Annotated in this window: 18 protein-coding genes; 11 read left to right on the forward strand and 7 right to left on the reverse strand. The window is 67.4% G+C overall.

Going from position 1 to position 23,899, the window contains the following annotated elements; all coding sequences use genetic code 11:
• Positions 1-47: 47 nt before the first annotated feature.
• The 3 genes from BFE01S_RS12360 (at position 48) to BFE01S_RS12370 (ending at position 4,599) form a co-directional block, all read left to right on the forward strand.
• Complete coding sequence (locus BFE01S_RS12360) at positions 48-2,486, forward strand: 3-hydroxyacyl-CoA dehydrogenase/enoyl-CoA hydratase family protein (RefSeq protein WP_028225765.1); 2,439 nt, start codon at positions 48-50, stop codon at positions 2,484-2,486.
• A gap of 52 nt (positions 2,487-2,538) precedes the next feature.
• Positions 2,539-3,738: an acetyl-CoA C-acyltransferase gene (locus BFE01S_RS12365; RefSeq protein ID WP_028225766.1), complete on the forward strand. Its 1,200-nt coding sequence runs from the start codon at positions 2,539-2,541 to the stop codon at positions 3,736-3,738.
• A gap of 81 nt (positions 3,739-3,819) precedes the next feature.
• Complete coding sequence (locus BFE01S_RS12370) at positions 3,820-4,599, forward strand: enoyl-CoA hydratase (protein ID WP_028225767.1); 780 nt, start codon at positions 3,820-3,822, stop codon at positions 4,597-4,599.
• A gap of 78 nt (positions 4,600-4,677) precedes the next feature.
• Here BFE01S_RS12370 and fdhD read toward each other — a convergent pair whose 3' ends face one another.
• Positions 4,678-5,511, reverse strand: coding sequence for a formate dehydrogenase accessory sulfurtransferase FdhD (fdhD, locus tag BFE01S_RS12375; RefSeq protein WP_028225768.1), 834 nt, complete (start codon positions 5,509-5,511; stop codon positions 4,678-4,680).
• 98 nt (positions 5,512-5,609) lie between these two features.
• Between fdhD and BFE01S_RS12380 the strand changes: the two genes are divergently transcribed.
• Both BFE01S_RS12380 and BFE01S_RS38435 read left to right on the forward strand, forming a co-directional pair.
• Positions 5,610-6,092, forward strand: coding sequence for a nitrate reductase associated protein (locus BFE01S_RS12380; protein ID WP_028225769.1), 483 nt, complete (start codon positions 5,610-5,612; stop codon positions 6,090-6,092).
• Positions 6,093-6,369: 277 nt separating this feature from the next.
• The gene (locus BFE01S_RS38435; RefSeq protein WP_042337583.1) at positions 6,370-9,723 is read left to right on the forward strand and encodes a sensor domain-containing protein; all 3,354 of its coding nucleotides are present in this window, start codon (positions 6,370-6,372) and stop codon (positions 9,721-9,723) included.
• A gap of 31 nt (positions 9,724-9,754) precedes the next feature.
• On the opposite strand, the gene BFE01S_RS12390 is transcribed toward BFE01S_RS38435, so the two are convergent.
• On the reverse strand, positions 9,755-10,150 hold the full coding sequence (locus BFE01S_RS12390) for an acyl-CoA thioesterase (protein ID WP_028225770.1): 396 nt from the start codon (positions 10,148-10,150) through the stop codon (positions 9,755-9,757).
• A 290-nt stretch (positions 10,151-10,440) separates the two neighbouring features.
• On the opposite strand from BFE01S_RS12390, the gene BFE01S_RS12395 reads away from it, so the two are divergent.
• Positions 10,441-12,336: an ABCB family ABC transporter ATP-binding protein/permease gene (locus BFE01S_RS12395; protein ID WP_028225771.1), complete on the forward strand. Its 1,896-nt coding sequence runs from the start codon at positions 10,441-10,443 to the stop codon at positions 12,334-12,336.
• A gap of 59 nt (positions 12,337-12,395) precedes the next feature.
• Here BFE01S_RS12395 and murU read toward each other — a convergent pair whose 3' ends face one another.
• Positions 12,396-13,115: an N-acetylmuramate alpha-1-phosphate uridylyltransferase MurU gene (gene murU / locus BFE01S_RS12400; RefSeq protein ID WP_042337584.1), complete on the reverse strand. Its 720-nt coding sequence runs from the start codon at positions 13,113-13,115 to the stop codon at positions 12,396-12,398.
• Between the two features lie 53 nt (positions 13,116-13,168).
• Positions 13,169-14,218 carry an aminoglycoside phosphotransferase family protein gene (locus BFE01S_RS12405; RefSeq protein WP_028225773.1) on the reverse strand — a complete coding sequence of 350 codons (1,050 nt, stop codon included), beginning with the start codon at positions 14,216-14,218 and terminating at the stop codon, positions 13,169-13,171.
• 222 nt (positions 14,219-14,440) lie between these two features.
• Here BFE01S_RS12405 and BFE01S_RS12410 point away from each other — a divergent pair, with 222 nt between their 5' ends.
• The 4 genes from BFE01S_RS12410 to rsmA all read left to right on the forward strand — a co-directional run bounded on the left by BFE01S_RS12410 (position 14,441) and on the right by rsmA (position 20,169).
• Complete coding sequence (locus BFE01S_RS12410; RefSeq protein ID WP_028225774.1) at positions 14,441-16,810, forward strand: LPS-assembly protein LptD; 2,370 nt, start codon at positions 14,441-14,443, stop codon at positions 16,808-16,810.
• Positions 16,811-16,915: 105 nt separating this feature from the next.
• On the forward strand, positions 16,916-18,286 hold the full coding sequence (locus tag BFE01S_RS12415; protein ID WP_028225775.1) for a peptidylprolyl isomerase: 1,371 nt from the start codon (positions 16,916-16,918) through the stop codon (positions 18,284-18,286).
• 11 nt (positions 18,287-18,297) lie between these two features.
• Positions 18,298-19,320: a 4-hydroxythreonine-4-phosphate dehydrogenase PdxA gene (pdxA, locus tag BFE01S_RS12420; RefSeq protein ID WP_042337587.1), complete on the forward strand. Its 1,023-nt coding sequence runs from the start codon at positions 18,298-18,300 to the stop codon at positions 19,318-19,320.
• Between the two features lie 15 nt (positions 19,321-19,335).
• Positions 19,336-20,169 carry a 16S rRNA (adenine(1518)-N(6)/adenine(1519)-N(6))-dimethyltransferase RsmA gene (gene rsmA, locus BFE01S_RS12425; RefSeq protein ID WP_028225777.1) on the forward strand — a complete coding sequence of 278 codons (834 nt, stop codon included), beginning with the start codon at positions 19,336-19,338 and terminating at the stop codon, positions 20,167-20,169.
• A gap of 55 nt (positions 20,170-20,224) precedes the next feature.
• Here rsmA and BFE01S_RS12430 read toward each other — a convergent pair whose 3' ends face one another.
• Both BFE01S_RS12430 and panE read right to left on the reverse strand, forming a co-directional pair.
• The gene (locus BFE01S_RS12430; RefSeq protein ID WP_028225778.1) at positions 20,225-21,163 is read right to left on the reverse strand and encodes a DMT family transporter; all 939 of its coding nucleotides are present in this window, start codon (positions 21,161-21,163) and stop codon (positions 20,225-20,227) included.
• A gap of 160 nt (positions 21,164-21,323) precedes the next feature.
• Positions 21,324-22,265, reverse strand: coding sequence for a 2-dehydropantoate 2-reductase (gene panE / locus BFE01S_RS12435; RefSeq protein ID WP_028225779.1), 942 nt, complete (start codon positions 22,263-22,265; stop codon positions 21,324-21,326).
• Positions 22,266-22,426: 161 nt separating this feature from the next.
• On the opposite strand from panE, the gene gloA reads away from it, so the two are divergent.
• Positions 22,427-22,813, forward strand: a complete 387-nt coding sequence (gene gloA, locus BFE01S_RS12440; protein WP_028225780.1) for a lactoylglutathione lyase — start codon at positions 22,427-22,429, stop codon at positions 22,811-22,813.
• 152 nt (positions 22,814-22,965) lie between these two features.
• Here the strand turns inward: gloA and BFE01S_RS12445 are convergent, their stop codons facing one another.
• Complete coding sequence (locus BFE01S_RS12445; protein ID WP_028225781.1) at positions 22,966-23,844, reverse strand: M48 family metallopeptidase; 879 nt, start codon at positions 23,842-23,844, stop codon at positions 22,966-22,968.
• Between the last annotated feature and the right edge of the window lie 55 nt (positions 23,845-23,899).

Here is a 23,899-nt window from a genome sequence, read left to right on the forward strand (position 1 = left end):
TTGACGCAATATCGCGCTCGACATTGCATATCCGCTGGAGGAACACCGTGAGCAATCTCAATATTCGCAAGGTGGCCGTGCTCGGCGCCGGCGTGATGGGCGCGCAGATCGCAGCGCACCTGATCAACGCCCGCGTGCCCGTGCTCCTTTTCGATCTGCCCGCGAAAGAAGGCCCGAAGAACGGCATCGCGCTCAAGGCGATCGAGAACCTCAAGAAACTGTCGCCCGCGCCGTTCGCCGTGAAGGACGACGCGCAGTACATCATCCCCGCGAACTACGAAGACGACATTGCAAAGCTCGCGGAATGCGACGTGGTGATCGAGGCGATCGCCGAGCGCATGGACTGGAAGCACGACCTCTACAAGAAGGTCGCGCCGCACATTGCCCCGAACGCGATTTTCGCGAGCAATACCTCGGGCCTCTCGATCACGGAACTGTCGCAAGGTTTCGACGATGCCCTGAAGGCGCGCTTTTGCGGCGTGCACTTCTTCAACCCGCCGCGCTACATGCACCTGGTCGAGCTGATCCCGACCGCGCAGACGAAGCCCGAAATCCTCGACCAGCTCGAAACGTTCCTCACGAGCGTGGTGGGCAAGGGCGTGGTGCGCGCGAAGGACACGCCGAACTTCATCGCGAACCGGGTGGGCATCTTCTCGATCCTCGCGGTGATCGCCGAGGCGAAGAAGTTCGGCCTGCGCTTTGACGAAGTGGACGACCTCACGGGCAGCCGTCTCGGCCGCGCGAAGTCGGCGACGTTCCGCACGGCGGACGTCGTGGGTCTCGACACCATGGCGCACGTCATCAAGACGATGCAGGACAACCTGAAGGACGACCCGTTCTTCCCGGTCTACGAGACGCCGGCCGTGCTGGCGGGCCTCGTGGCGAAGGGCGCGCTCGGCCAGAAGACGGGCGGCGGCTTCTATCGCAAGGAAGGCAAGGCCATCAAGGTGCTCGACGGCAACACGGGCGAGTACGTCGATGCGGGCGGCAAGGCCGACGAGATCGTCGGGCGCATTCTCAAGCGCCCGCCAGCCGAGCGCCTGAAGCTCCTGCGCGAAACGCAGCATCCGCAGGCGCAGTTCCTGTGGTCGATCTTCCGCGACGTGTTCCACTACATCGGCGTGCATCTGCAGTCGATCGCGGACAACGCGCGCGACGTCGATCTCGCCATCCGCTGGGGCTTCGGCTGGAACGAAGGTCCGTTCGAAGGCTGGCAGGCCGCGGGCTGGAAGCAGGTGGCCGAGTGGGTGAAGGAAGACATCGACGCCGGCAAGACGCTCTCGAACGCGCCGCTGCCCGCGTGGGTGTTCGAAGGCCCGGTTGCCGCGAACGGCGGCGTGCATGGCGCCGATGGCTCGTGGTCGCCGGCGGCGTCGCGCTTCGTGCCGCGCTCGGACCTGCCGGTGTACGAGCGTCAGGTGTTCCGCGCCGCGCTCCTCGGCGAGACGGCCCGCGATCCGAAGACCTTCGGCAAGACGCTGCTCGAAAACGAACATCTGCGCGCGTGGGTCGATGACCGCGCCGGCGAGGACGATGTGGTCATCGTCTCGTACAAGAGCAAGATGAACACGATGGGCCCGGGCCTGCTCGACAGCCTCGCGCAGGCCATCGAGATCGCCGGGCAGGGCTACAAGGGCGTCGTGATCTGGCAGCCGACGTCGCTCAAGCTCGGCGCGCCGGGCGGCCCGTTCTCGGCGGGCGCGAACCTCGAAGAAGCCATGCCCGCCTTCATGATGGGCGGCGCGAAGGGCATCGAGCCGTTCGTGAAGAAGTTCCAGGACACGATGCTGCGCGTGAAGTACGCGAACGTGCCGGTCGTGACGGCGGTGTCGGGCATCGCGCTCGGCGGCGGCTGCGAAATCATGCTGCAAAGTGCGAAGCGCGTCGTGCACGTGGAAAGCTACGTCGGCCTCGTGGAAGTGGGCGTGGGTCTCGTGCCGGCGGGCGGCGGCCTGAAGGAAGCGGCCATCCGCGCGGCGGAAGGCGCGCAGGCGATCGGCGCGGTGCCGGGGGACCTGCTCCGGTTCCTGCAGAAGTCGTTCGAAAACGCGGCCATGGCGAAGGTTTCGGCTTCGGCGCACGAAGCGCGCGCGATGGGCTATCTGAAGCCTTCGGACACGATCGTCTTCAACGTGTTCGAGCTGCTCGACACGGCGAAGAAGGAAGTGCGCGCGTTGAGCGCCGCCGGTTATCGTCCGCCGCTGCGCGCGACGCAGATTCCGGTGGCGGGCCGTTCGGCGATCTCGACCATCAAGGCGTCGCTCGTCAACATGCGCGATGGCCGCTTCATCAGCGACCACGACTTCCTGATCGCGAGCCGCATTGCGGAAGCCATCTGCGGCGGCGACGTCGAGGCGGGCAGCCTCGTCGACGAAGAGTGGCTGCTCAAGCTGGAGCGCCGCGCGTTCGTCGATCTGCTCGGCACGCAGAAGACGCAGGAACGCATCATGGGCATGCTGCAAACCGGCAAGCCGGTGCGCAATTGAAGCGGCACGGCGCGTACGCACCGGGTATCCCATTTAAGGACTGGAGTTACAGATGAGCAAACAGTTGCAGGACGCCTACATCGTCGCCGCGAGCCGCACCCCCATCGGCAAGGCGCCGCGCGGCGTGTTCAGGAACACCCGCCCCGACGAGCTGCTGGTGCATGCGATCAGGTCGGCGGTCGCGCAGGTGCCGGGTCTCGACACGAGCGTGATCGAAGACGCCATCGTCGGCTGCGCGATTCCCGAAGCGGAGCAGGGCCTGAACGTGGCGCGTATCGGCGCGCTGCTCGCGGGGCTGCCGCAAAGCGTGGGCGGCGTGACCGTCAACCGCTTCTGCGCGTCGGGCATCACGGCGCTCGCGATGGCGGCGGACCGTATCCGCGTGGGCGAATCCGACGCGATGATCGCGGGCGGCTGCGAGTCGATGAGCATGGTGCCGATGATGGGCAACAAGCCGTCGCTCTCGCCGCACATCTTCGATCGCAGTGAAGATATCGGCATCGCCTACGGCATGGGCCTGACCGCCGAGAAGGTCGCGGAGCGCTGGAAGGTGAGCCGCGAGGCGCAGGACGCGTTCTCGGTGGAATCGCACCGCCGCGCGCTGGCCGCGCAACAGGCGGGCGAGTTCAAGGACGAGATCGCGCCGTACATGCTCGTCGAGCGCTTCCCCGATCTCGCCAGCGGCGAAGTGAAGGTGAAGGAGCGCCTGATCGAGCTCGACGAAGGCCCGCGTGCCGACACGACGCTCGAAGGCCTCGCGAAGCTGCGCCCGGTGTTCGCCAACAAGGGTTCGGTCACGGCCGGCAACAGCTCGCAGACTTCGGACGGCGCGGGCGCGCTGATCGTGGTCTCCGAGAAGATCCTCAAGCAGTTCAACCTCACGCCGCTCGCGCGCTTCGTGAGCTTCGCGGTGCGCGGCGTGCCGCCGGAGATCATGGGTATCGGCCCGAAGGAAGCGATTCCGGCGGCGCTGAAGGCCGCGGGACTGAAGCAGGACGATCTCGACTGGATCGAGCTGAACGAGGCGTTTGCCGCGCAGTCGCTGGCGGTGATCCAGGACCTGGGCCTCGATCCTTCGAAGATCAACCCGCTCGGCGGCGCGATCGCGCTCGGCCACCCGCTCGGCGCGACCGGCGCGATCCGCGCTTCGACCGTCGTGCACGGCCTGCGCCGCCGCAACCTGAAGTACGGCATGGTGACGATGTGCGTGGGCACCGGCATGGGTGCAGCGGGCATCATCGAGCGGCTGTAAGCGTATCCGCAGCCCTTCTATGACTGACAACACGGTTCGCAGACTTCACGGTCTGCGAACCGTTTTTGTATCGAGACCACAATGAGCAACGAAATCCTGATCGGCCGCGAAACGGGTGACGGCGGCGTGATGACGATCACCATCAACCGGCCCGAGCGCAAGAACGCGCTCACGCCGCCGATGTACCAGACCATGGTCGAGGCGCTGCAGGAAGCGCACGCCGACACCGGTGTGCGCGCCGTGCTGTTTCGCGGCCATGCCGAGATATTCACCGCCGGCAACGACATCGAAGACTTCCTGAAGACGCCGCCTACCGGCAGCGATTCTCCCGTCATGCGCTTTCTCGCCGGGATTGCGGGCGCCACGAAGCCGCTCGTGGCGGCCGTGGCCGGCCCGGCGATCGGCGTGGGCACGACGCTGCTGCTGCATTGCGATATCGTCTACGCCGCCGACAACGCACGCTTTGCCATGCCGTTCGCGCAGCTCGGCCTGTGCCCGGAGGCGGGTTCGTCGCTGCTCCTGCCGCGCATTGCCGGTTATCAGGGCGCGGCGGAAAAGCTGCTGCTCGGCGAGACCTTTGACGCCGCCGAAGCGCACCGCATGGGTTTCGTGAACCGCGTGCTGCCGGCCGCCGAGCTCGACGCGTTCGTGGCCGCGCAGGTGGCGAAGCTCGCGGCGCTGCCGGCGGCGTCGCTGCGCGTGACGAAAGCGCTCATGAAGCAGGGGAGCGAGCACGAACTCAAGACGCGCATGACCGAGGAGGCCGTGCACTTCGGCAAGATGCTGCTCGCGCCCGAAGCGCGCGAGGCGTTCACGGCGTTCCTGCAAAAGCGCAAGCCGGATTTTCGCCAGTTCGATTGAGCGCTGGCCGGGCGGCATACAAAACGCAGGGAGCAGAAAGGCGCGGGGCCGGTGGGGACGGCCTGCGCCGGCTGGTTTTCAGGCCGTCTCGTAGTCCACGTAGCCCGATTCGCGGCAGAAGCTCACGAGCCGCAGCCCGGCGCGCTTCGCAATGGTGATCGCAAGCGAAGAGGGCGCCGAGATCGTCGCCACCATCGGAATGCCCACGCGCGCCGCCTTGCGTACGAGCTCGTAGCTCGCCCGGCTCGAGAGGAACACGAAGCCCTGCTGCGTATCGGCACGCTGCAGCACGAGCTGGCCGATCAGCTTGTCGAGCGCGTTGTGGCGTCCCACGTCCTCGAATGCGTGCAGGATCGCGCCTTCGGCGTCGCACCACGCAGCCGCGTGCAGGCCGCCCGTGAGTTTCGTGAGCGCCTGATGCTGCGGCAATTCGCGCGCCGCGCGCGCGATTGCGCCGGGCGCGAGGCGCGCTACGAAGCCGGTATCGGGCACCGGCTCGGGTTCGAGATCGAGCAGGTCGATGCTCTCGATGCCGCACACGCCACAGCCCGTGCGCCCGGCGAGCGCGCGGCGCTTTTCCTTGAGTCCGGCGAACGCCTGCTGCACGACCGTGAGATGGACTTCGGCGTGGGGCAGGTCCGAGTCTTCGCGCAGGAAAACCTCGATGTCCTGAATGTCGGCGTTACGGCCGACAATGCCTTCCGAAATCGCAAAACCGACGGCAAAGGCTTCCAGATCGCGCGGCGTGCACATCATCACGGCGTGCGAGATGCCGTTGAAGACGAGTGCCACGGGCCACTCCTGGCCGACGTGATCGGTGGTGGTTTCGGTCGCGCCGCCGCGGTGCCGGTGCACGCGCAGATCGACGGCGCCGGGCTGGCCCTCGGTTTCCAGTGGGTTGGGTGGGTTCAAACGTTATGCTCCTCGGTGCAGCGCGCCTCGCGCGCGCCGCGGAAGGTTCTAAAATACCCCAAGCGGGCGCCCCCCGCTCGCGCCCCCAGGATACTGCCATGTCTTTGAACGAAGCTCCGCTCCTCTTCGGGTTCGAGGTCGAGTCGTCGGAAAACCTCACCTATATCCCCATGTGCGTACGCTTCAATCTGGACCGCTTCGGTCTGCGCGTCTCGCTCGCCCAGTGGCAGTTGCTGCCATGGGAAGACCGGCGCCTCCTCGCGTGCTTTCCCGTGGACGAAGACGTTGAAATCGAGCCGAATTTCGATCACGCGCTCTTCGAAATGCTGCGCACGCATGCCAATGTCGAGCCCGAATGGTTCGAACCCGATCCCGCGCCGGCCTGGCGCGACGTGAGTGCGGTGCCGGACGGCATTGCCCATCAGGCGTCGCTGGCGGGCATGCGGGCACCGGGCGTCGAGGCATGGGCGCGGCTCGCGCCGTTTCAGCGCTACGTGCTCGCCAAGCTCGCGCGCAAGCCCGAGAGCAATCACGACTTCGCGCCCGCGATGCGCGAGTTCGGGCTCGTGGCCGAGGCTTAAGCCCTGGTCCTGGCCTTGGCCGCTGTGCCGGTTGAACCCCGTGGCTGACGCTCTTCGCGGGCGTCGTGCGTCGGTGTCTTGCCGGCGCCCTTAATCGGTCCCCTTATTCTTTTTCTTTAGTCCCCCCTCTAATCGGCGGATTTTCGCCTTTTTCCCCTCAAGCCTTGCCTAGGCGTGCCGTTATCCGGTTTGGCGCAGTAGACGCCAGCCATTCGCACGCAGGTCGTTTTCCGTCGTTCCGCGCGCCGAGCGGGGGACGAACGACGTTCGGCACACAATGAACCTTCTAATTCCGAGGCGCCAGCTCATCAATCTGGCGGTCGTTGCTGCGGCCGTGGGGGCCAATGCGTTCGTGGCCTGGACGCAGATCGGCACGCAGCGCGAGATCGATGCACGCGCCGCCCAGGCGGCACGCGTGCGGCACGACCTCGACCGTTTCCGCGAAGCGCTGGGCGGCGGCCTCGCCGCGCTCGGCCGCTTCGAGTCGGGCGGCGTCACCGAACCCGCGGATGCGCGCGCGCGCCGTGCTGCGGCGCTCGACGAGGCCGCGCGTTCGGTGCGGGCCGAGCTCGCCGACAACCCGGCGCTGCTCGCGCGGTTCGACACGGCCTCGCTCGAAGCGCTGACCGTGGCCCGCGATATCGACGACACGCTCGCGCGCGTCGAGCAGCGGGTGGCCGATGCGCAGACCCAGGCCGCCGCGAGCAGCGTCGCCCCGGCGGGCTCGATCGTAGCCGCGGCGCCGGCAAGCGGGGCGGCCAGGGTCGCGGGTGCATCGGCGGTGGCGGCGCCGGTGTCCGTCGCCCCCGGGTGGGCCAGCGGACTCTATGCCCCTCCTGGCCGTGCCGCGGCCGCCCCTACCGGCGCCGCCAGTACGGTCACGGCCGCCACGACCCCGCTCGCCGCGCTGACCTCCGACGCCGAGACGTGGGCCACCACCGAATACATCCGCCTCGACACCCGCGTGGACCGCCTCGACGCCCGGCTCTCGTCGCTGCAGGGCGCGGAAGATCTCGCGCTGGCGGCGGCGCTCAGCGAGTCGTCGCGTTCGTCGAGCCGCGCCTCGGCGCTCCTGATCGTGACGATGCTCGCGGGCGCCACGTTGCTGCTCTACACCTTCGGCGCGCGCGAGAGCGCCGCCCGCGAAAAGCTGCGCGGCACGCGCGAGATCGGCGAGCGCTTCCAGGGCCTCTTCGACGCCCACCCCGTGCCGATGTACGTGTTCGACCGCGAGACGCTGGGCTTTCTCGCCGTCAACGCGGCCGCGATCCAGCAGTACGGCTACGGCGAGGACGAATTCCTCACGATGACGATCCGCGAGATTCGCGTGTCCGAGGACGTGCCCCGCCTCGAGCAGCACCTCGCGCGCTCGGACACGCTCACGCCGAACGTGCGCACGATGGCCGGCATCTGGCATCACCGCCGCCGCGACGGCTCGACGATCAGCGCCAATATTTCGCACCACGCGCTGACCTTTCTGGGCCGCGCGGCGGTGTTCGTGCTGGCGGAGGACGTCTCCGACCAGATCCGCGTGGAAGCCGAGGCGCAGCGCTCGAACCAGATGCTCGAGACGGTGATCGACAACATTCCGCAGCGCATCTTCTGGAAGGACGCCGATTCGCGCTACCTTGGCTGCAACATGACGTTCGCGCGCGACGCGGGCCTCGCCTACCCCGAGCAGGTGATCGGCAAGACCGACGAGGAACTGCCCTGGCGCGCCTACGCTTTGCGCATGCAGGCGCAGGACCGCGAGGTGCTCGAATCGGGCCTGCCGAACATCAATTTCGAAGACGACCTGACGATCGACGGCGTGCACAAGACCACGCTGACGAGCAAGCTGCCGATGCTCGACGGCGAGGGCCGCGTGATCGGCGTGATCGGCTCCTTCACCGACACCACCGAGCGCAAGCGCGCCGATCTCGCGCTGCGCCTGCAAAGCCGCGCGCTCGACGCGTGCGTGAACGCGATTCTCATCACGGCGCCGGGGCCGGGCGGCAGCAACCTGATCGAGTACGCGAACCCCGCGTTCCGGCGCATCACGGGCTACGACCCGGCCGAGGTGATCGGCCTCGACAGCCGCCTGTTGCAGCGCGACGACCGCGACCAGGACGGCCTCATCACGATCCGCGAATCGCTCGGCGCGAACCGCGAGGTGAGCGCCGTGCTGCGCAACTACCGCAAGGACGGCGGGCTCTTCTGGAACCAGTTGCTGATCGCGCCGGTGCCCGATCTGGACGGCCGCACGACCCACCACATCGGCATCATCAACGACGTGACCGAGCTGATCCGCTATCAGGAGCAGCTCGAATACCAGGCGAACTACGACAGCCTCACGCTCCTGCCGAACCGCAATCTGCTGCGCGACCGCCTGCAGCAGGCGCTCGTTTCCGCGCACCGGCACGAGCGCGGCGTGGCCGTGGTGTTCATCGACCTCGACGGCTTCAAGAACGTGAACGACAGCCTCGGCCACAGCGTGGGCGACCGGCTGTTGCGCGTGGTGGCCGAGCGGCTCGCGCGCTGCACGCGCACGAGCGACACGGTTGCGCGCCACGGCGGCGACGAGTTCGTGATCGTGCTCACCGACACCATCGACGAGAAGTCGCTGATCAACTGGATGGAGCGCGCGCGGGCGATGATTTCGGAGCCCGTGTGGCTCGACGGCACCGAGCTCTACGTGGGCTGCAGCCTGGGCGCGAGCGTGTTCCCGCAGGACGGCAACGACGCGGAGACGCTGCTCAAGAAAGCCGACGTGGCGATGTACCGCGCGAAGGACATGGGCCGCAACACCTTCCAGTTCTTCCAGCCCGAGATGAACGCGAGCGTCGGCGCGCGCATGAACCTCGAGCGGCGCTTGCGCCGTGCGCTGCGCGACGGGGAATTCCGGCTCCACTACCAGCCGCTGGTGGAAGTGGAGAGCGGGCGCATCGTGGGCATGGAGGCGCTCGTGCGCTGGTACGACCCGGAAACCGGGCTCGTGCCGCCGGCGCAGTTCATCCCCGTGGCCGAGGAAAGCGGCCTGATCGGCCCGCTATCGGACTGGGTGCTGCGCGAGGCGTGCCGCCAGAACCGCGCCTGGCAGCGCGACGGGCTGCCGGCGGTGCGCGTTTCCGTGAACCTGTCGGCGCGCGTGTTTCAGCAGCGCAATATCGCGCAGCTCGTGACCGAAGTGCTGGCGGAAACGGGGCTCGCGGCCTGCTATCTCGAACTCGAACTCACCGAAAGCACGCTGATGCGCAATGCCGAGGAAGCCGTCTCGATGCTCAACGAGCTGCACGCGCTCGGCATCGGCATTTCGGTGGACGACTTCGGCACCGGCTATTCGAGCCTGAGCTACCTGAAGCGGCTGCCGGTGGACCGGCTCAAGATCGACCGCTCGTTCGTGGCGGACATCGGCACGAGCGTGGACGACGAGACCATCACGGCGGCGATCATCGCACTCGCGCACGAACTGCAGTTGCAGGTGATTGCGGAGGGCGTGGAGACGTCGTCGCAGTACGCGTTCCTGCGCGAGCGCGAATGCGACGAGATGCAGGGATTCTTCTTCGCGCCGCCGCTGCCCGGCGAGGACATCGCCGCGCTGCTGGGCGCGAGCGTGGCGTACGAAGGGACCGGGGCCGCGTGGATGGCCTGAGACGCGGCTCCAGCCCCGCAATCGCTGAAGCTCAGGCGAGCGCGGGCAGCTCGCGCGGTTTGCGGCCGCTGTCCGTGGCCACGTAGGTGAGCGTTGCCTCCGTCACCTTGACCACTTCGTCCGCAAGGCGCATGCGCTGGGCGTACACCTCGACTTCGACCGTTACCGAGGTCCTGCCGGTCTTGACGATCTCGGCATAGAAGCTCAGCAGGTCGCCCACGAACACGGGCTGCTTGAAGAGGAACGAATTCACCGCGACGGTCGCCACGCGGCCGTTCGCGCGGCGGCTGGCCGGAATCGAGCCGGCAATGTCCACCTGCGACATGATCCAGCCGCCGAACACGTCGCCGTGGACGTTCGCGTCCGAGGGCTGCGGCACGACGCGCAGCGCGGGCGGTTGTGGGGGGAGCGTGAGGGCGTCGGTCATCGGGAGTCCATGAAAAAGTGGGGAGCTTCGCAGCAGGCGCTACGGCGGGCACGGCAGCGGGCGCCGGTGCCGCCCGAAAGGCGCCGCAGGAGCGGCCTCAGCGCCGCCGGCGGCCTTCTGCGACAATACGCGAATCAGGAATTGTACGGGAAAGCGGGTGTCCGGGCCGGCCCTTGAGGCCAGATCCGGGGCGAGCCTCGGGGCCAAACCCGAGACCCCCGGGGCCGATGCCGCCTGCCCAACCCGTCGCCGGACACCCCCAATCCATCACGCGGTTCGCCGCTGCCTTCATGCGCCGTTTCCCTTCGTCCAACGAACCCGCGCTGCCCGCCATCGGGCCGCGCAACGACTGGCAGACCATCGTCTCGCTGCTGCCCTATCTCACCGCGTACCGGTGGCGGGTGGCGTTCGCGCTCACCTGCCTGATCGGCGCGAAGGTCGCGAACCTCGGCGTGCCGATCGTCATGAAGCACATCGTCGATAACCTCGTTTCGGTGCGGCATCTCACGGCGCTCGGGCGCGCGGAGCACGCGCCGGGCATCGTGCTCGTGGGCGGCATCGGGCTGCTGGTGGTGGCGTACGCCGTCGTGCGGCTCTCCACCTCGCTTTTCACCGAACTGCGCGAGATCCTCTTTTCGAAGGTGACCGAGAGCGCCGTGCGCCAGCTTGCGCTCAAGGTGTTCCGCCATTTGCACGCGCTCTCGCTGCGGTTTCATCTGGACCGGCAAACGGGCGGCATGACGCGCGATATCGAACGCGGCACGCGCGGCATCACCCAGCTCATTTCGTACTCGCTCTACAGCATCCTGCCGACGCTGGTGGAAGTGGGACTCGTGCTCGGCTTCTTCGTCGTGAAATATGAGGCGTACTACGCAATCGTCACGCTCGTCGCGCTGGTGGCGTACATCGTGTTCACCGTGAAGGTGACGGAGTGGCGCACGCATTTTCGCCGCACCATGAACGAACTCGATTCGCGCGCCAACTCGCGCGCGATCGATTCGCTGCTCAACTACGAAACGGTGAAGTACTTCGGCAACGAGGAGTGGGAGACGAAGCGCTACGACGAGAATCTGCACCGCTACCGCGCGGCCGCGATCAAGTCGCAGCATTCGCTTTCGGCGCTGAACTTCGGGCAGCAGGCCATCATCGGCACGGGGCTCGTGTTCATCCTCTGGCGCGCGACCCAGGGCGTGATGGCGGGGCGGCTCACGCTCGGCGACCTCGTGCTCATCAACACCTTCATGCTGCAGCTCTACATTCCGCTGAACTTTCTCGGCGTGGTGTATCGCGAACTCAAGCAGAGCCTGACCGACATGGACCGCATGTTCACGCTGCTCACGGTCTCGCGCGAAGTGGCCGACCAAGCGGGCGCGCCCGCGCTCGCGGTGCGCGGCGGCGAGGTGCGGTTTGCGCACGTGAGCTTTGCCTACGAACCGTCCCGGCAGATCCTGCACGACGTGAGCTTCACGATTGCGGCGGGCACCACGACCGCAGTGGTGGGGCACAGCGGCTCGGGCAAGTCCACGCTCGCACGCCTGTTGTTCCGCTTCTACGATCTCGATCGCAACGACCCGGAAAAATACGGCGGGGCGATCACGATCGACGGCCAGGACATCCGCGACGTCACGCAGGATTCGCTGCGCGCCGCAATCGGCATCGTGCCGCAGGATACGGTGCTCTTCAACGATTCGATCTACTACAACATCGCCTACGGCCGCCCCACGGCGAGCCGCGAGGAAGTGATCGCGGCCGCGCGCGCGGCGCATATCCAGGCGTTCATCGAGAGTCTGCCGAAGGGTTACGACACGCCCGTGGGCGAGCGCGGGCTCAAGCTCTCGGGCGGGGAGAAGCAGCGCGTGGCGATCGCCCGCACGCTGCTGAAGAACCCGCCGATCCTGCTCTTCGACGAAGCCACCTCGGCGCTCGATTCGCGCTCGGAACGCGCGATCCAGCACGAACTCGACCAGATCGCGCGCGAGCGCACGACGCTCGTGATCGCACACCGGCTTTCGACAGTGGTGCACGCCCAGCAGATCATCGTGATGGACCACGGGCGCATCGTGGAGCGCGGCACGCATGCCGAACTGCTGGCCGCGGCCGGGCATTACGCGCAGATGTGGGCGCTGCAGCAGCAACGCGGCGCGGCTCCCGATGCGCGCATCGAGGAGGCGGCCGGAGAGCAGTGAGACGTCGCGCGCCGTGGTGCGTGCGACGATGCGCTGGCCCGCTGGCCCGCCGGAAGGCTTCAGGCGCGCAGTGCCTGGTCCAGCGCCGCGAGTTGCTCAGGTGTCCCGACATTCTCCCAGCGCCCTTCGTAGAGTTCGCCGGTTGCGCGCCCTTGCGCAATCGTTTCGCGGTAGTACGGCGCGAGCGCGCGCTTCGTGCCGCGCGCGAGGTCGCGGAACATGCGCGTGTCGTAGAGCCCGATGCTGCCGAACGTGCGGCGAGGCGCACCGTCGAGCGCGAGCGTGCCGTTTGCCCCCAGCGCGAAGTCGCCCTTCGGATGGAACGGCGGGTTCGGCACCATCACGAGATGCATGCCCGGCTCGGCGCGTGCCGCGAGCGCTTGCGCAGGCGTTTCGAGCCGCGCGAAATCGTATTCGCTGAAGATGTCGCCGGCCACGGCAAGAAACACGGCCGCCTCTCCCTGCGTTTCCAGCAGCGGCAGCGCCTGCGCAATGCCGCCCGCCGTCTCCAGCGCCTCGGTTTCGGGCGAGTAGCGCAGCGTCACGCCGAACTGCGCACCGTCGCCGAGCGCGGCTTCGATGCGCTCGCCAAGCCACGCGTGGTTGATCACGATGCGCGTATAGCCGGCGGCGGCGAGCCGCTCGATTTGCCAGACGATCAGCGGCTTGCCGGCCACGGGCAGCAGCGGTTTCGGGGCGGTGTCGGTCAACGGGCGCATGCGCTCGCCGCGGCCGGCGGCGAAGATCATCGCCGTGCGCTCGAAGCGGGCGCGGCTCATGGGTGGGGCCTCGTCATGGGTGGGCGGGGTGGGGCTCGGAACGATCGGAATGCTCAGAAGGTGTAGCCGCTCTTGACGGCCGTGCCTTGCAGCTCGTCGATGAGCCGAGCGAACGGCGCGAGCGGCCGGTAGCGGCGCGCGACCTTGCTCGCGTAGCCGAGAAAGCGCGGCAGGTCGTCCATGTAGTGCGGCTTGCCGTCACGATAATGGATGCGGCAGAAAAGGCCCAGCACCTTGATATGGCGCTGCAGGCCCATCCATTCGAGCTGGCGGTAGAACTCGCCGAAGTCGGCGCTCACCGGCAGGCCGGCCTTTTTCGCGTGCTCCCAGTAGTGGGCGAAACAGTCCAGCTCGAACTCCTCGTCCCAGCTGAGGAACGCGTCGCGCAGCAGCGAGGCGACGTCGTAGGTGATCGGGCCGTAGACCGCGTCCTGGAAGTCGAGCACGCCCGGGTTCGGGCTCGCGATCATCAGGTTGCGCGGCATGAAGTCGCGCAGCATGAACACCTGCGGCTGCGCGAGCGCGTTGTCGACGAGGAGCGCGAAAGTCTTGTCCAGCACCGCGCGCGTGGCCGCATCCACTTCGCGGCCCAGATGGCGCTGCAGGTACCACTCGGGCATCAGCTCCATCTCGCGGCGCAGGAACGCTTCGTCGAAGGGCGGCAGCACGCCTTCGCGCGAGGCAAGCTGCCAGCGGATGAGCGCGTCGAGCGCCTCGCGCATCAGCTCGCGCGAGCGCGGGCCGGGGCCGGACTCTTGCAGCGCCTTCAGGTAGGGGGCCGTGCCGAGGTCGGTCACCAGCATGAAGCCGGCGTCGAAATCGGCCTCCAGTACGCGCGGCACATGCACGCCGGCCGCCGCGAGCAGTTCGGCCACCTGCACGAACTCGCGGCACTTCTCGGGCGGCGGCGCGTCCACGGCGATCAGCGTGGCGCCGTGCGCCCCCGTGCTCGCGACGCGGAAGTAGCGCCGGAAGCTCGCGTCGGCGGAAGCCGGGGCCAGCGTGGCGGGATCGAGTGCGTGGCGTTGCGCGTGCGAGGCAAGCCAGGCGGCGAGCAGGTCGATGCGGGTATCGGCGGGGCGGTGCGCGGCGGTGGAGGTCATGAAAACCGGAAGCAGAATCAGTGGATCAACGTCTTGCCATATAATACCCCACGACTTTTTTGACGCGACTCGCGCCAAAGCCCGCATGACGGTACGCTTGCCGCCTTCATCGTCCGGTGTAAGGTGATCCGCTGTGCGCCCGGCTTCCGCCGCGGCACGCGCGAGAGGTGTGCGACCGCGGCGAGAAGGGCTGGCGGCCGGGCCGATTCGCCAAAACCATACATGCCGCCCAGAAAGCTTTTCCAGACGATCTCCAACAGTGACGACGGCGTGCCGGGCAAGCGGCGGCTCATCGCGGCACTCGTGGCCGTGCCGGGCTTGATGCCCGCGATCTCGCACGCCCAGCTCTCGGGTGCGGCCGCGCAGCCGGAGCCGCTGGACGGTGCATGGAGCCTGCGCCTCGCGCCGCAGCTCGAAGACCATCCGCTGGTGGCGGGGCAGCGCCCGGCCACCTTCGTGCTCGGCGATTCGACCACGGGCACCGCCGATACCGACGTCGCCGTCAAGGGTGCAGCCGAGCTGCGCCAGGGCGTGAACGTCGTCAAGGGCGATGCGCTGCATTACGACGAGGACACCGATACGGCCGATGCGTACGGCCATGTCGTGGTCTCGCAAAGCGGCACGACCTTCGCCGGTCCCGAAGCGCACCTGAAGGTCGAGGCGAACGAAGGCTTCATGCCCACGCCGAAGTACCACTTCACGATGACGGGCGGCTCGGGCAGCGCGGAACGCGCGGACCTGCTCGACAACGAGCGCTCGGTGCTCACGAACGGCACCTATACCGCGTGCCAGTGCTCGTCGAATCCGGCCTGGTATATCAAGGGCAGCGAGTTCGACTTCGACACGGGCGCCGACGAAGGCGTCGCGCACAACAGCGTGCTGTTCTTCCAGAACGTGCCGATCTTCGCGAGCCCGTGGTTTTCGTTTCCGCTCTCGGGCGACCGCCGCAGCGGCGTGCTGCCGCCCACGTTCTCGCTCAGTTCGACGAACGGCTACGACATTGCCATACCGTATTACTTCAACATCGCACCGAACCGGGACGCGACGATCACGCCCGAGCTGATGTCCAAGCGCGGCCTGTTCACGACGGCCAACTACCGGTATCTCTCGGCGAACTACTCGGGGACCATCACCGGGACGTTCCTGCCGGACGACGCGATCACGAAGACGAACCGCTACGCGCTGTTCATCCAGCACAACCAGAACTTCGGCGACGGGTTCGGCGGGTACATCTACTACAACAAGGTCTCGGACAACACCTATCCGGAAGACCTGGCGTCGCCGGCCAGCCAGTTCATGAACGGCACGCAGCTCCTGTACCAGCAGGAAGCGGGCGTGACGTACAACAACGGGCCGTGGTCGGTGCTGGCCCGCGTCCAGCACTGGCAGACGCTCGAAGGATCGTCGCCGCCGTACGGCCGCGAGCCCGAGCTGAACGTCAAGTACAACCAGTACAACGTCGAAGGCTTCGACTACGGCGCCGAGGCCGACTACTCGCGCTTTCGCATCACGAGTTCGGACATGACCGAAGGCGACCGCGTCGTCTTCAATCCGTATCTGTCGTACTCGCTGCTGGGGCCGGGCTACTTCGTGACGCCGAAGGTGCAATGGCACTTCGCCGCGTACGATCTGAGCAATATCGGTTCGGGCTCGCCCGTCGGGCAGCCGAAGAACTTCACCGAGTCGGTGCCCACGTTCAGCTTCGACACGGGCCTCGTGTTCGACCGCACCGTGCACCTGTTCGGTCAGGACTACATCCAGACCCTGGAACCGCGCCTGTACTACGTGTACACGCCGTACCGGAATCAGGAGTTCGCGCCGCTCTTCGACACGGCCGATTCGGACTTCGGCCTCGCGGAAATCTTCACGCCGAACACCTTCGTCGGCGACGACCGCATTGCGGACTCGAACCGCATCACCGCGGCGATTACCACGCGCTTCATCGATCCGGCCACCGGCGACGAACGCGCGCGCTTCGTTCTCGCGCAGCAGTACTACTTCCAGGATCAGCGCGTGACGCTGACGCCCGGCGAGACGACGGCGCAGGCAACCCATTCGGACCTGATCGCAGGCGCATCGCTGAAGATCGGGGGCGGTTTCGCTTCGGAAACCGCGTTCCAATATAATGCCGACAATAACGACCTGACGAAGGCGAGCGTCGGTTTCGGCTACAGCCCGGGCCCGAACCGGGTGCTGAACATCGCATACCGCTACACGCGCGCGAACACCACGCTCGACTACACGCCAATCAACCAGATTATGATCTCGGCGCAATGGCCGTTTTCGCACCGGGTGTTCGCCGTGGGCACCTTCAATTACGATCTGGTCGGGCACCGGATCGTCAATGGCCTGGCGGGCTTGCAGTACGATGCCGACTGCTGGGTGCTCGGTGTCGGCATCCAGCGCTATGCAAACGGGGTCAATACGACCGGCGGCCAGAATTCGTCTACGCGATTCATGGCGCAGCTAACGCTCAAGGGGCTGTCGAACGTCGATAACGGGCTGGTGGCAGCCTTCAAGGCCAGCGTGCCGGGCTACACGACGCTGCCTGCCCAGCCGCCGCCGGCATCGCGTTTCACGGATTATCAATAACGCGTGATCCGTCGCGTTTTTCCCGGAACGGGAAGCGTGCGGGACAGCGCGGGGTCGGTTGCAAAGAGACGACGGGCGAAGCGGCCCGCCAACATTGGAGTATTTGTGGGAATCATGAAAAAGCTTCGCCTGGCAGCGTTCGCTGCGAGTCTGATCGCCGTCGCGGGCCTCATGCCGGCCACGCCGGCGCAAGCGCAGGGCCTGCCCACCAATCCCGGGCAGACGGTGGACACGATCGCCGCCATCGTCAACGACGGCGTGATCACGCAGCGCGAGCTGGACGAGCGCGTGGGCCTCATCGCACGCCGCCTGCAGCAGCAGAACGCCCCGGTGCCGCCGATGGACCAGTTGCGCGCCCAGGTGCTCAACCAGATGGTGCTCGAACGCATCCAGCTCCAGCGGGCGAAGGAAGACGGCATCACCGTCGACGACGCCGCCGTGCAGCGCACGCTGGAGCGCCTCGCCCAGGCCAACGGCCTCGACCTCGCCACCTACCGCGCGCGCATCGAGGCGGCGGGCGTGCCCTGGAGCACGTTCACGCGCGACGCACGCACGGAGCTCACGCTCTCGAAGCTGCGCGAGAAGGAAGTGGACAGCAAGATCTCGGTGTCGGACGCCGAAGTCGCGAACTACATCGCCAGCCAGCGCGGACCGAATGCGGGTCAGACCAACGACCTGCACTTCGAGCACATCCTCATCAAGGCGCCGCTCAACGCTCCGGAAACCGACATCGAAGCTGCCCAGGCGAAGGCCAACGCGCTGCTCAAGCAAGCCCAGTCGGGCGACAAGTTCTCGAGCCTCGCGAAGTCGAATTCGCAGGCTGCGGACGCGAAGCAGGGCGGCGACATGGGCTTCCTCGCGCCCTCGAAGCTGCCGCCCGAATTCGTGACGGCTGCGGCGACCATGCGCCCGGGTGAAGTCAATCCGTCGGTGATCCGCACCAACGACGGCTTCGAGATCATCCGCCTCGTGGACCGCCGCACGGGCCAGGGCACGGCCGGCGCCGCGCCGACGCTCGTGCAGACGCACGTGCGTCACATCCTGCTGCGCGTGGGCGAAGGCGGCATGCCGGAGCCGGAAGCGCGCCAGAAGCTGCTGGAGATCAAGCGCGAGGTGCAGGCGGGCGGCGACTTCGCGAAGTTCGCGCGCACCTACTCGCAAGACGGCTCGGCTTCGCAGGGCGGCGACCTCGGCTGGATCAGCCCGGGCGAAACCGTGCCTGAATTCGAGCGCGCCATGAACACGCTGCAGGACGGTCAGATCAGCGACCCGGTGCGCACCGAATACGGCTACCACCTGATCCAGGTGCTCGGGCGCCGCGACGCCGAAGGCTCCGTGACCCAGCAGATGGACCTCGCGCGCCAGGCAATCGGCCAGCGCAAGGCCGAGCAGGCTTACGCCGACTGGCTGCGCCAACTGCGTGACAGCGCCTACGTCGATTACAAGATCGCCGGCATGACGCCGCCGCAGAACTAAAGGAAACCGCCGTGAACGCCCCCGCATCCTCGTCGCCGGCTCCGCGGGGGCCGGGGCCGATCCGCATTGCCATCACCACCGGCGAACCCGCCGGCGTCGGCCCGGAACTGACTGCCGCCGCGCTCGCCGGCGCCGCTGCACACTGGCCCGACGCCGAGTTCGTGGTGCTCGGCGACCGGGACCTCCTCGCGGCACGCGCTGCCGCCGTCAACGTCGATTGGGCTGCGCTCAGCGCAAGGTCGCGCGTGCGCGTGGAGCACGTGCCGCTCGCCGTGCCGGCCCAGCCGGGCAAGCTCGACGCCGCGAACGGCCGCTATGTGCTGGCGCTGCTCGACCGCGCCATCGACGGCGCCGTGGCGCACGCGTTCGACGCCATCGTCACGGCGCCGCTGCAGAAGAGCACCATCAACGACGCCGGCGTTCCGTTCACCGGCCACACCGAGTACCTGGCCGAGCGCACCGGCACGCCGCAGGTCGTGATGATGCTCGCGGGCACCGGCGCGCGGCCGTTGCGCGTGGCGCTCGCCACGACGCACCTGCCGCTCAAGGACGTTTCGGCGGCGCTCACCGTCGATGGCCTCGTCACGACGCTGCGCATCGTCGACCACGACCTGCGCCGCCATTTCGGCGTGCCGCAGCCGCGCATCCTCGTGACGGGGCTCAACCCGCATGCGGGCGAGAACGGCTACCTCGGCCGCGAGGAGATCGAGACGATCTCGCCGGCGCTGAAGAGGGCCGCGGACGCGGGCATCGACGCGCGCGGCCCGTATCCGGCCGACACGCTGTTCCAGCCGCGCTACCTCAAGGACGCGGACTGCGTGCTCGCCATGTTCCACGACCAGGGCCTGCCGGTCCTGAAATACGCGACGTTCGGCGAAGGGATCAACGTGACGCTCGGCTTGCCGATCATCCGTACCTCGGTCGATCACGGCACTGCGCTCGATCTTGCCGGCACGGGCCGCGCCGACGCGGGCAGCCTGATCGCCGCCGTCGATACCGCCGTTTCGATGGCGCGGCACCGCCGCGCTCTCTGACTGAATTTCCAGACGATGTCTAATAGCAGCAGACAGCACCAGGGCCACTTCGCGCGCAAGCGCTTCGGCCAGAACTTTCTCGTCGATACGGGCGTGATCGACTCGATCGTCGATACGATCCGCCCGCAGCGCGGCGAACGCATGGTCGAAATCGGGCCGGGTCTCGGCGCGCTCACCGGGCCGCTGATCGAACGGCTCGCCACGCCCGAGTCGCCGCTGCACGCGGTGGAACTCGACCGCGACCTGATCGCGCGCCTCACGAAGAAGTTCGGGCCGCTGCTCGAACTCCATGCGGGCGATGCGCTCGCCTTCGACTTCGCTGCGCTGGCCGCGCCGGGCGAGAAGCCTTCGCTGCGCATCGTCGGCAACCTGCCGTACAACATCTCGAGCCCGCTGCTCTTTCACCTCGCCGCGTTCGCGCGCTGCGTGATCGACCAGCACTTCATGCTGCAGAACGAAGTGGTGGAGCGCATGGTGGCCGAGCCGGGCAGCAAGGCATTCGGCCGTCTCACGGTGATGCTGCAGTACCGCTACGTCATCGACAAGCTGATCGACGTGCCGCCCGAATCGTTCCAGCCGCCGCCCAAGGTCGATTCGGCCATCGTGCGCATGATTCCCTATGCGCCGCACGAGTTGCCCGATGTGGACGACGCGATCCTCGGCGATCTCGTGACGGCCGCGTTCTCGCAGCGTCGCAAGATGCTGCGCAACACGCTGGGCGATTATCGCGACCGCGTGGATTTCGAGGCGCTGGGCTTCGATCTCGCGCGCCGCGCCGAAGAGGTGCCGGTGGAAGAGTACGTGCGCATCGCCCAGGCGCTGGGCGGATCGGCGAAGTCGGCCGGGTAAGGGCACCGAAGCCCACGCGCCGCCCGTGCGCGGCCATGGAGCCAGGGCCTCTGCCCTAGCGTCGCTGGGGTTTGGCGGGTGCGTTCACGAGCGCGATGCCGGCCAGCACGAGCAGCGCAGCGGCGAGAAACCGGCTGCTGAACGACTCGCCGAGCAACAGCACGCCGAACGTCACGCCGAAGAGCGGCGTGAGGAACGAGAACACCGAAAGCCGCGACGCCATATAGCGCGTGAGCAGCCAGAACCACGTGAGATAGCTCACGAACGCCACGACCACGGCCTGATAGCCGAGCGCCGCGACGGCAAGCGGCGTGACCGTGCGCACCTCGATCTGGCCGAGCCCTGCCGCGAGCGCGAGCAGCACCACGCCGGACACCGCCAGTTGATAGAAGAGCGTCTTGCTTGCGCTGACGTGCGCGAGCGTGCTGCTGCGCACGACCACCGTCGTGGCGGCCCACAGCGCGCCGGCGAGCACGCCGAGCGCATCGCCGGCGAGGCCGGTCAATATCGCGTGCATGTCCTTCGTACCGGTGCGCGCGAAACCATCGGCGAATGCGAGCGCCATGCCGGCAAAGGCCACCGCAACCCCAACCCACTGCGTGCGCCGCATGCGCTCGCCCGGCGTGAACCAGTGCAGGCCCAGGGCGGTGAAACAGGGGGCGGTGTAGAGGAACACGGCCATGCGCGACGCGCTCGTCATCGTGAGGCCGAGAAAGATGCACACGAATTCGCCGGCGAACAGGACGCCCGCAAAGAGCCCGGCCCCCAGCGTGCCGTCCTCGCGAAAGAGCGGCGTGCCGCGGCTTCGCGCCCAGCCCCAGACCAGCAGCGCGGCGATGGTCGAGCGCAGCCCCGCCTGAAACACGGGCGGCAGCGCCACATTGGTGCTCTTGATGGCAACTTGCTGCAAGCCCCAGATCGCGCAGAGCACGATCATCAGGATCACAGCCTGACTGTCTGGCGCGCGGCGCGCGGGCAAGGCGAGGGTGCTCATCGGTCGTGTCGGTGGCTGGCGGATAGCGGCGATGTGGCTTGTCGGCCGCTTGTTTGTTGCCTTGTTTGTTACCTGTAAGGCGGACCGATACGATACCAAAGTCCGCCTGCCCGCCAGGCCGATACCCCTGCTGCCCTCAGGGTGCGGCGCGCGCCCCTCGTCAGTTCGCCGCGCCGCGCTGCGCTTCGTAGGCCTTCAAATGGCTATAGGCCACGCGCAGCACCGAAAGTGCATCGCTGCTTTGCGCCTCGCCGCCGCGCCGGATCAGGTCGCCCAGCACGTGATCGGCCTCGGTGCGCGAGCCGTTCTGCACGTCGCGCAGCATCGAGGCCGTGAGCGGCGAGCCGGCCGCGAAAAGCATCGAACGCGAGCGCTCCACGAAGGCGTCGCGCACCGCGTAGCCGTTTTCGGCCGCGGTGGCGCGGCATTCCGCAAAGAGGCGTTCGACGATCGCTTCGCCATCGGGCGTCGAGAGGATGACGCCCACGGGGGCGCGCAGGAGACACGTCGAACCGGCCAGCGAGGCAAGGAACACCCACTTCTCCCACATCTCCTGGAGAATGCGCTCGCTGGCTTTCACGTTGAAGCCGGCGTGGGAGAACGCATCCGCAATCGCCTGCGCGCGCGGCGAGACGCCGCCGCCCAGTTCGCCGAAGGTGATGGCGTGCGCGTCGTTCAGATGCACGATTTCGCGCGCGGCATTCAGCGTGGAGGCGATCAGGCACACGCCGCCCAGCACGGCCTGGGTGCCAAAGCGTGCCTGCAGGACGTCGAGATGACGCATGCCGTTCAGGAGCGGCAGGATCGCCGTGGAGGGGCCCACGGCCGCCGCGAAGGACTCGATGGCGTCATCGAGATCGTAGGCCTTGCAACTGAGTAGCACGAGGTCGAAGGGGCCGGCGCTGGCGAGCGCGTCCTGCGTGACCGCCTGGATCTCGCGCAGCGTGAGGTCGCCGTGAGGGCTGCGAATCACGAGGCCGGCTTCGCGCAACTGGGCGGCGCGCTGGGGCCGGACCAGAAACGTCACATCGCGCCCGGCGGCGGCGAGCCTGCCGCCGAAGTAACCGCCCGTCGCTCCTGCGCCCACTACCAGAATCCGCATGTCTGCTCCTTGAATCGATTGTCTGTCAGGCTTCCCGCTGCCCGCGGCAAATTCGGGATGGCGATCATGCTAGAGCAAATCGGCGGCGTTTGCCGGCGTCGGCACGCGCCACGGGATTTTGGTAGAGTCGCGGTTTTGACGACGGCCAAACGGAGTACACGATGCGCCTCCTCCATACGATGATCCGGGTCGGCGACCTCGATCGCTCGATCAAGTTCTACACCGAACTGCTCGGCATGAAACTGCTGCGCCGCGAGGACTACCCCGACGGCAAGTTCACGCTCGCGTTCGTGGGCTACACCGACGAGCGCAACGGCACGGTGATCGAGCTTACCCACAACTGGGACACGCCTGCCTACGACCTCGGCACGGGATTCGGCCATCTGGCCGTGGAGGTCGAGGATGCGTACGCGGCCTGTGCGAAGATCAAGGAGCAGGGCGGCACGGTGGTGCGCGAGGCCGGACCGATGAAACACGGCACGACGGTGATCGCGTTCGCGACCGATCCGGATGGCTACAAGATCGAGTTCATCCAGAAGAAGCAGTAAAGATGTGGCCGGGGCACCGGAATTGCCCGGTGCCGCCTGGAATCGCCTGGAATTGCCCCGGCGGTCGGCCGGATTCCCGGTGCGATCGATCATACGGACTGCTATGTATCGATAGTGCGCGCACCGCCCGGGCCGCAACGCGCCCTAAGCCTTCACATCTCCACCGGGCACTGCTTCAGCGCCTTCCTCGCCTCGCGAAACTCCGGAAAGATCGACTCCACCGTCCGCCAGAACCGCGGACTATGGTTCATCTCCCGCAAATGCGCGAGTTCGTGCGCGACGACATAGTCCACGACCGGGAGCGGGAAGTGAATCAGCCGCCAGTTCAGCCGTATCCGGCCTTCGCTCGAGCAGCTTCCCCAGCGCGTGGCAGCGGAAGAAAGCGCATAAGAGCGGAACGCGACGCCCAGTTTCTCCGCATAAGCCGCAAGCCGCTCGCCGAACAGGCGCGTCGCTTCGCCCTGCAGCCAGCCGGTCACGCGGTCCTTGATCTGCTGCGCGTCCGCGTGCGACGGCAGCGGCAGGGCGAGCACTCGCGTGGTTTCATCGAAGGCAAGATGGGCCGCGCCCAGCCGCAGTCGTATCGGCTTGCCGAGATAAGGAAGTTCAGCCCCGTCGCCCCATTGCACGCGCGGCAGCGCACGCTGCTCGGTGCGCGTTTGCCATTCGGCCAGTTTCGCAAAGATCCAGCGCTGCTTTTCCGCGATGGCTGTTTCGATGTCGGCGAGCGTCACCCAGCGCGGCGCGGTGACGGCAAGCCCCGTGCCGTCGATCACGAAACCAATGGATTTGCGCGACGATCGTTTGAGGTGGTAATGCAGCGTGCACGCGCCGAGCACGACCGCGCGCAAGCGTGTGCCGTCCGGTGCGAGGGGCACCGGGTTCGACGGCTGGGAGGGTGTCGGCGTAAGGGTGGGAGTCGAGCCCGGCGAGGGCGGGACAGCGTGCCCGAGCGCCTCCCCGAAAAGCGGCAAATCGAGCTGCCGGTTATCAAGCGCCGCAGCGGGCCGCGGCGTATTGGACTTCTGCATCGTCAGGTCTGTAGCGATTGATCGCGTGGCGCGTGGCGCGTGGGCCAGGCCCGCG

Source organism: Paraburkholderia ferrariae NBRC 106233 (assembly GCF_000685035.1).
GTDB lineage: Bacteria > Pseudomonadota > Gammaproteobacteria > Burkholderiales > Burkholderiaceae > Paraburkholderia > Paraburkholderia ferrariae.

Excerpts from the sequence above, each read along its gene's own strand:
- BFE01S_RS12405 (WP_028225773.1), bottom strand. The coding sequence starts at position 14,218 with ATGACCTCCACCGCCGCGCACCGCCCCGCCGATACCCGCATCGACCTG.
- BFE01S_RS12380 (WP_028225769.1), top strand. The coding sequence starts at position 5,610 with ATGTCTTTGAACGAAGCTCCGCTCCTCTTCGGGTTCGAGGTCGAGTCG.
- BFE01S_RS12365 (WP_028225766.1), top strand. The coding sequence starts at position 2,539 with ATGAGCAAACAGTTGCAGGACGCCTACATCGTCGCCGCGAGCCGCACC.
- BFE01S_RS12410 (WP_028225774.1), top strand. The coding sequence starts at position 14,441 with ATGCCGCCCAGAAAGCTTTTCCAGACGATCTCCAACAGTGACGACGGC.
- panE (WP_028225779.1), bottom strand. The coding sequence starts at position 22,265 with ATGCGGATTCTGGTAGTGGGCGCAGGAGCGACGGGCGGTTACTTCGGC.
- BFE01S_RS12430 (WP_028225778.1), bottom strand. The coding sequence starts at position 21,163 with ATGAGCACCCTCGCCTTGCCCGCGCGCCGCGCGCCAGACAGTCAGGCT.
- murU (WP_042337584.1), bottom strand. The coding sequence starts at position 13,115 with ATGAGCCGCGCCCGCTTCGAGCGCACGGCGATGATCTTCGCCGCCGGC.
- BFE01S_RS38435 (WP_042337583.1), top strand. The coding sequence starts at position 6,370 with ATGAACCTTCTAATTCCGAGGCGCCAGCTCATCAATCTGGCGGTCGTT.
- BFE01S_RS12395 (WP_028225771.1), top strand. The coding sequence starts at position 10,441 with ATGCGCCGTTTCCCTTCGTCCAACGAACCCGCGCTGCCCGCCATCGGG.
- BFE01S_RS12390 (WP_028225770.1), bottom strand. The coding sequence starts at position 10,150 with ATGACCGACGCCCTCACGCTCCCCCCACAACCGCCCGCGCTGCGCGTC.
- gloA (WP_028225780.1), top strand. The coding sequence starts at position 22,427 with ATGCGCCTCCTCCATACGATGATCCGGGTCGGCGACCTCGATCGCTCG.
- BFE01S_RS12445 (WP_028225781.1), bottom strand. The coding sequence starts at position 23,844 with ATGCAGAAGTCCAATACGCCGCGGCCCGCTGCGGCGCTTGATAACCGG.
- BFE01S_RS12370 (WP_028225767.1), top strand. The coding sequence starts at position 3,820 with ATGAGCAACGAAATCCTGATCGGCCGCGAAACGGGTGACGGCGGCGTG.
- rsmA (WP_028225777.1), top strand. The coding sequence starts at position 19,336 with ATGTCTAATAGCAGCAGACAGCACCAGGGCCACTTCGCGCGCAAGCGC.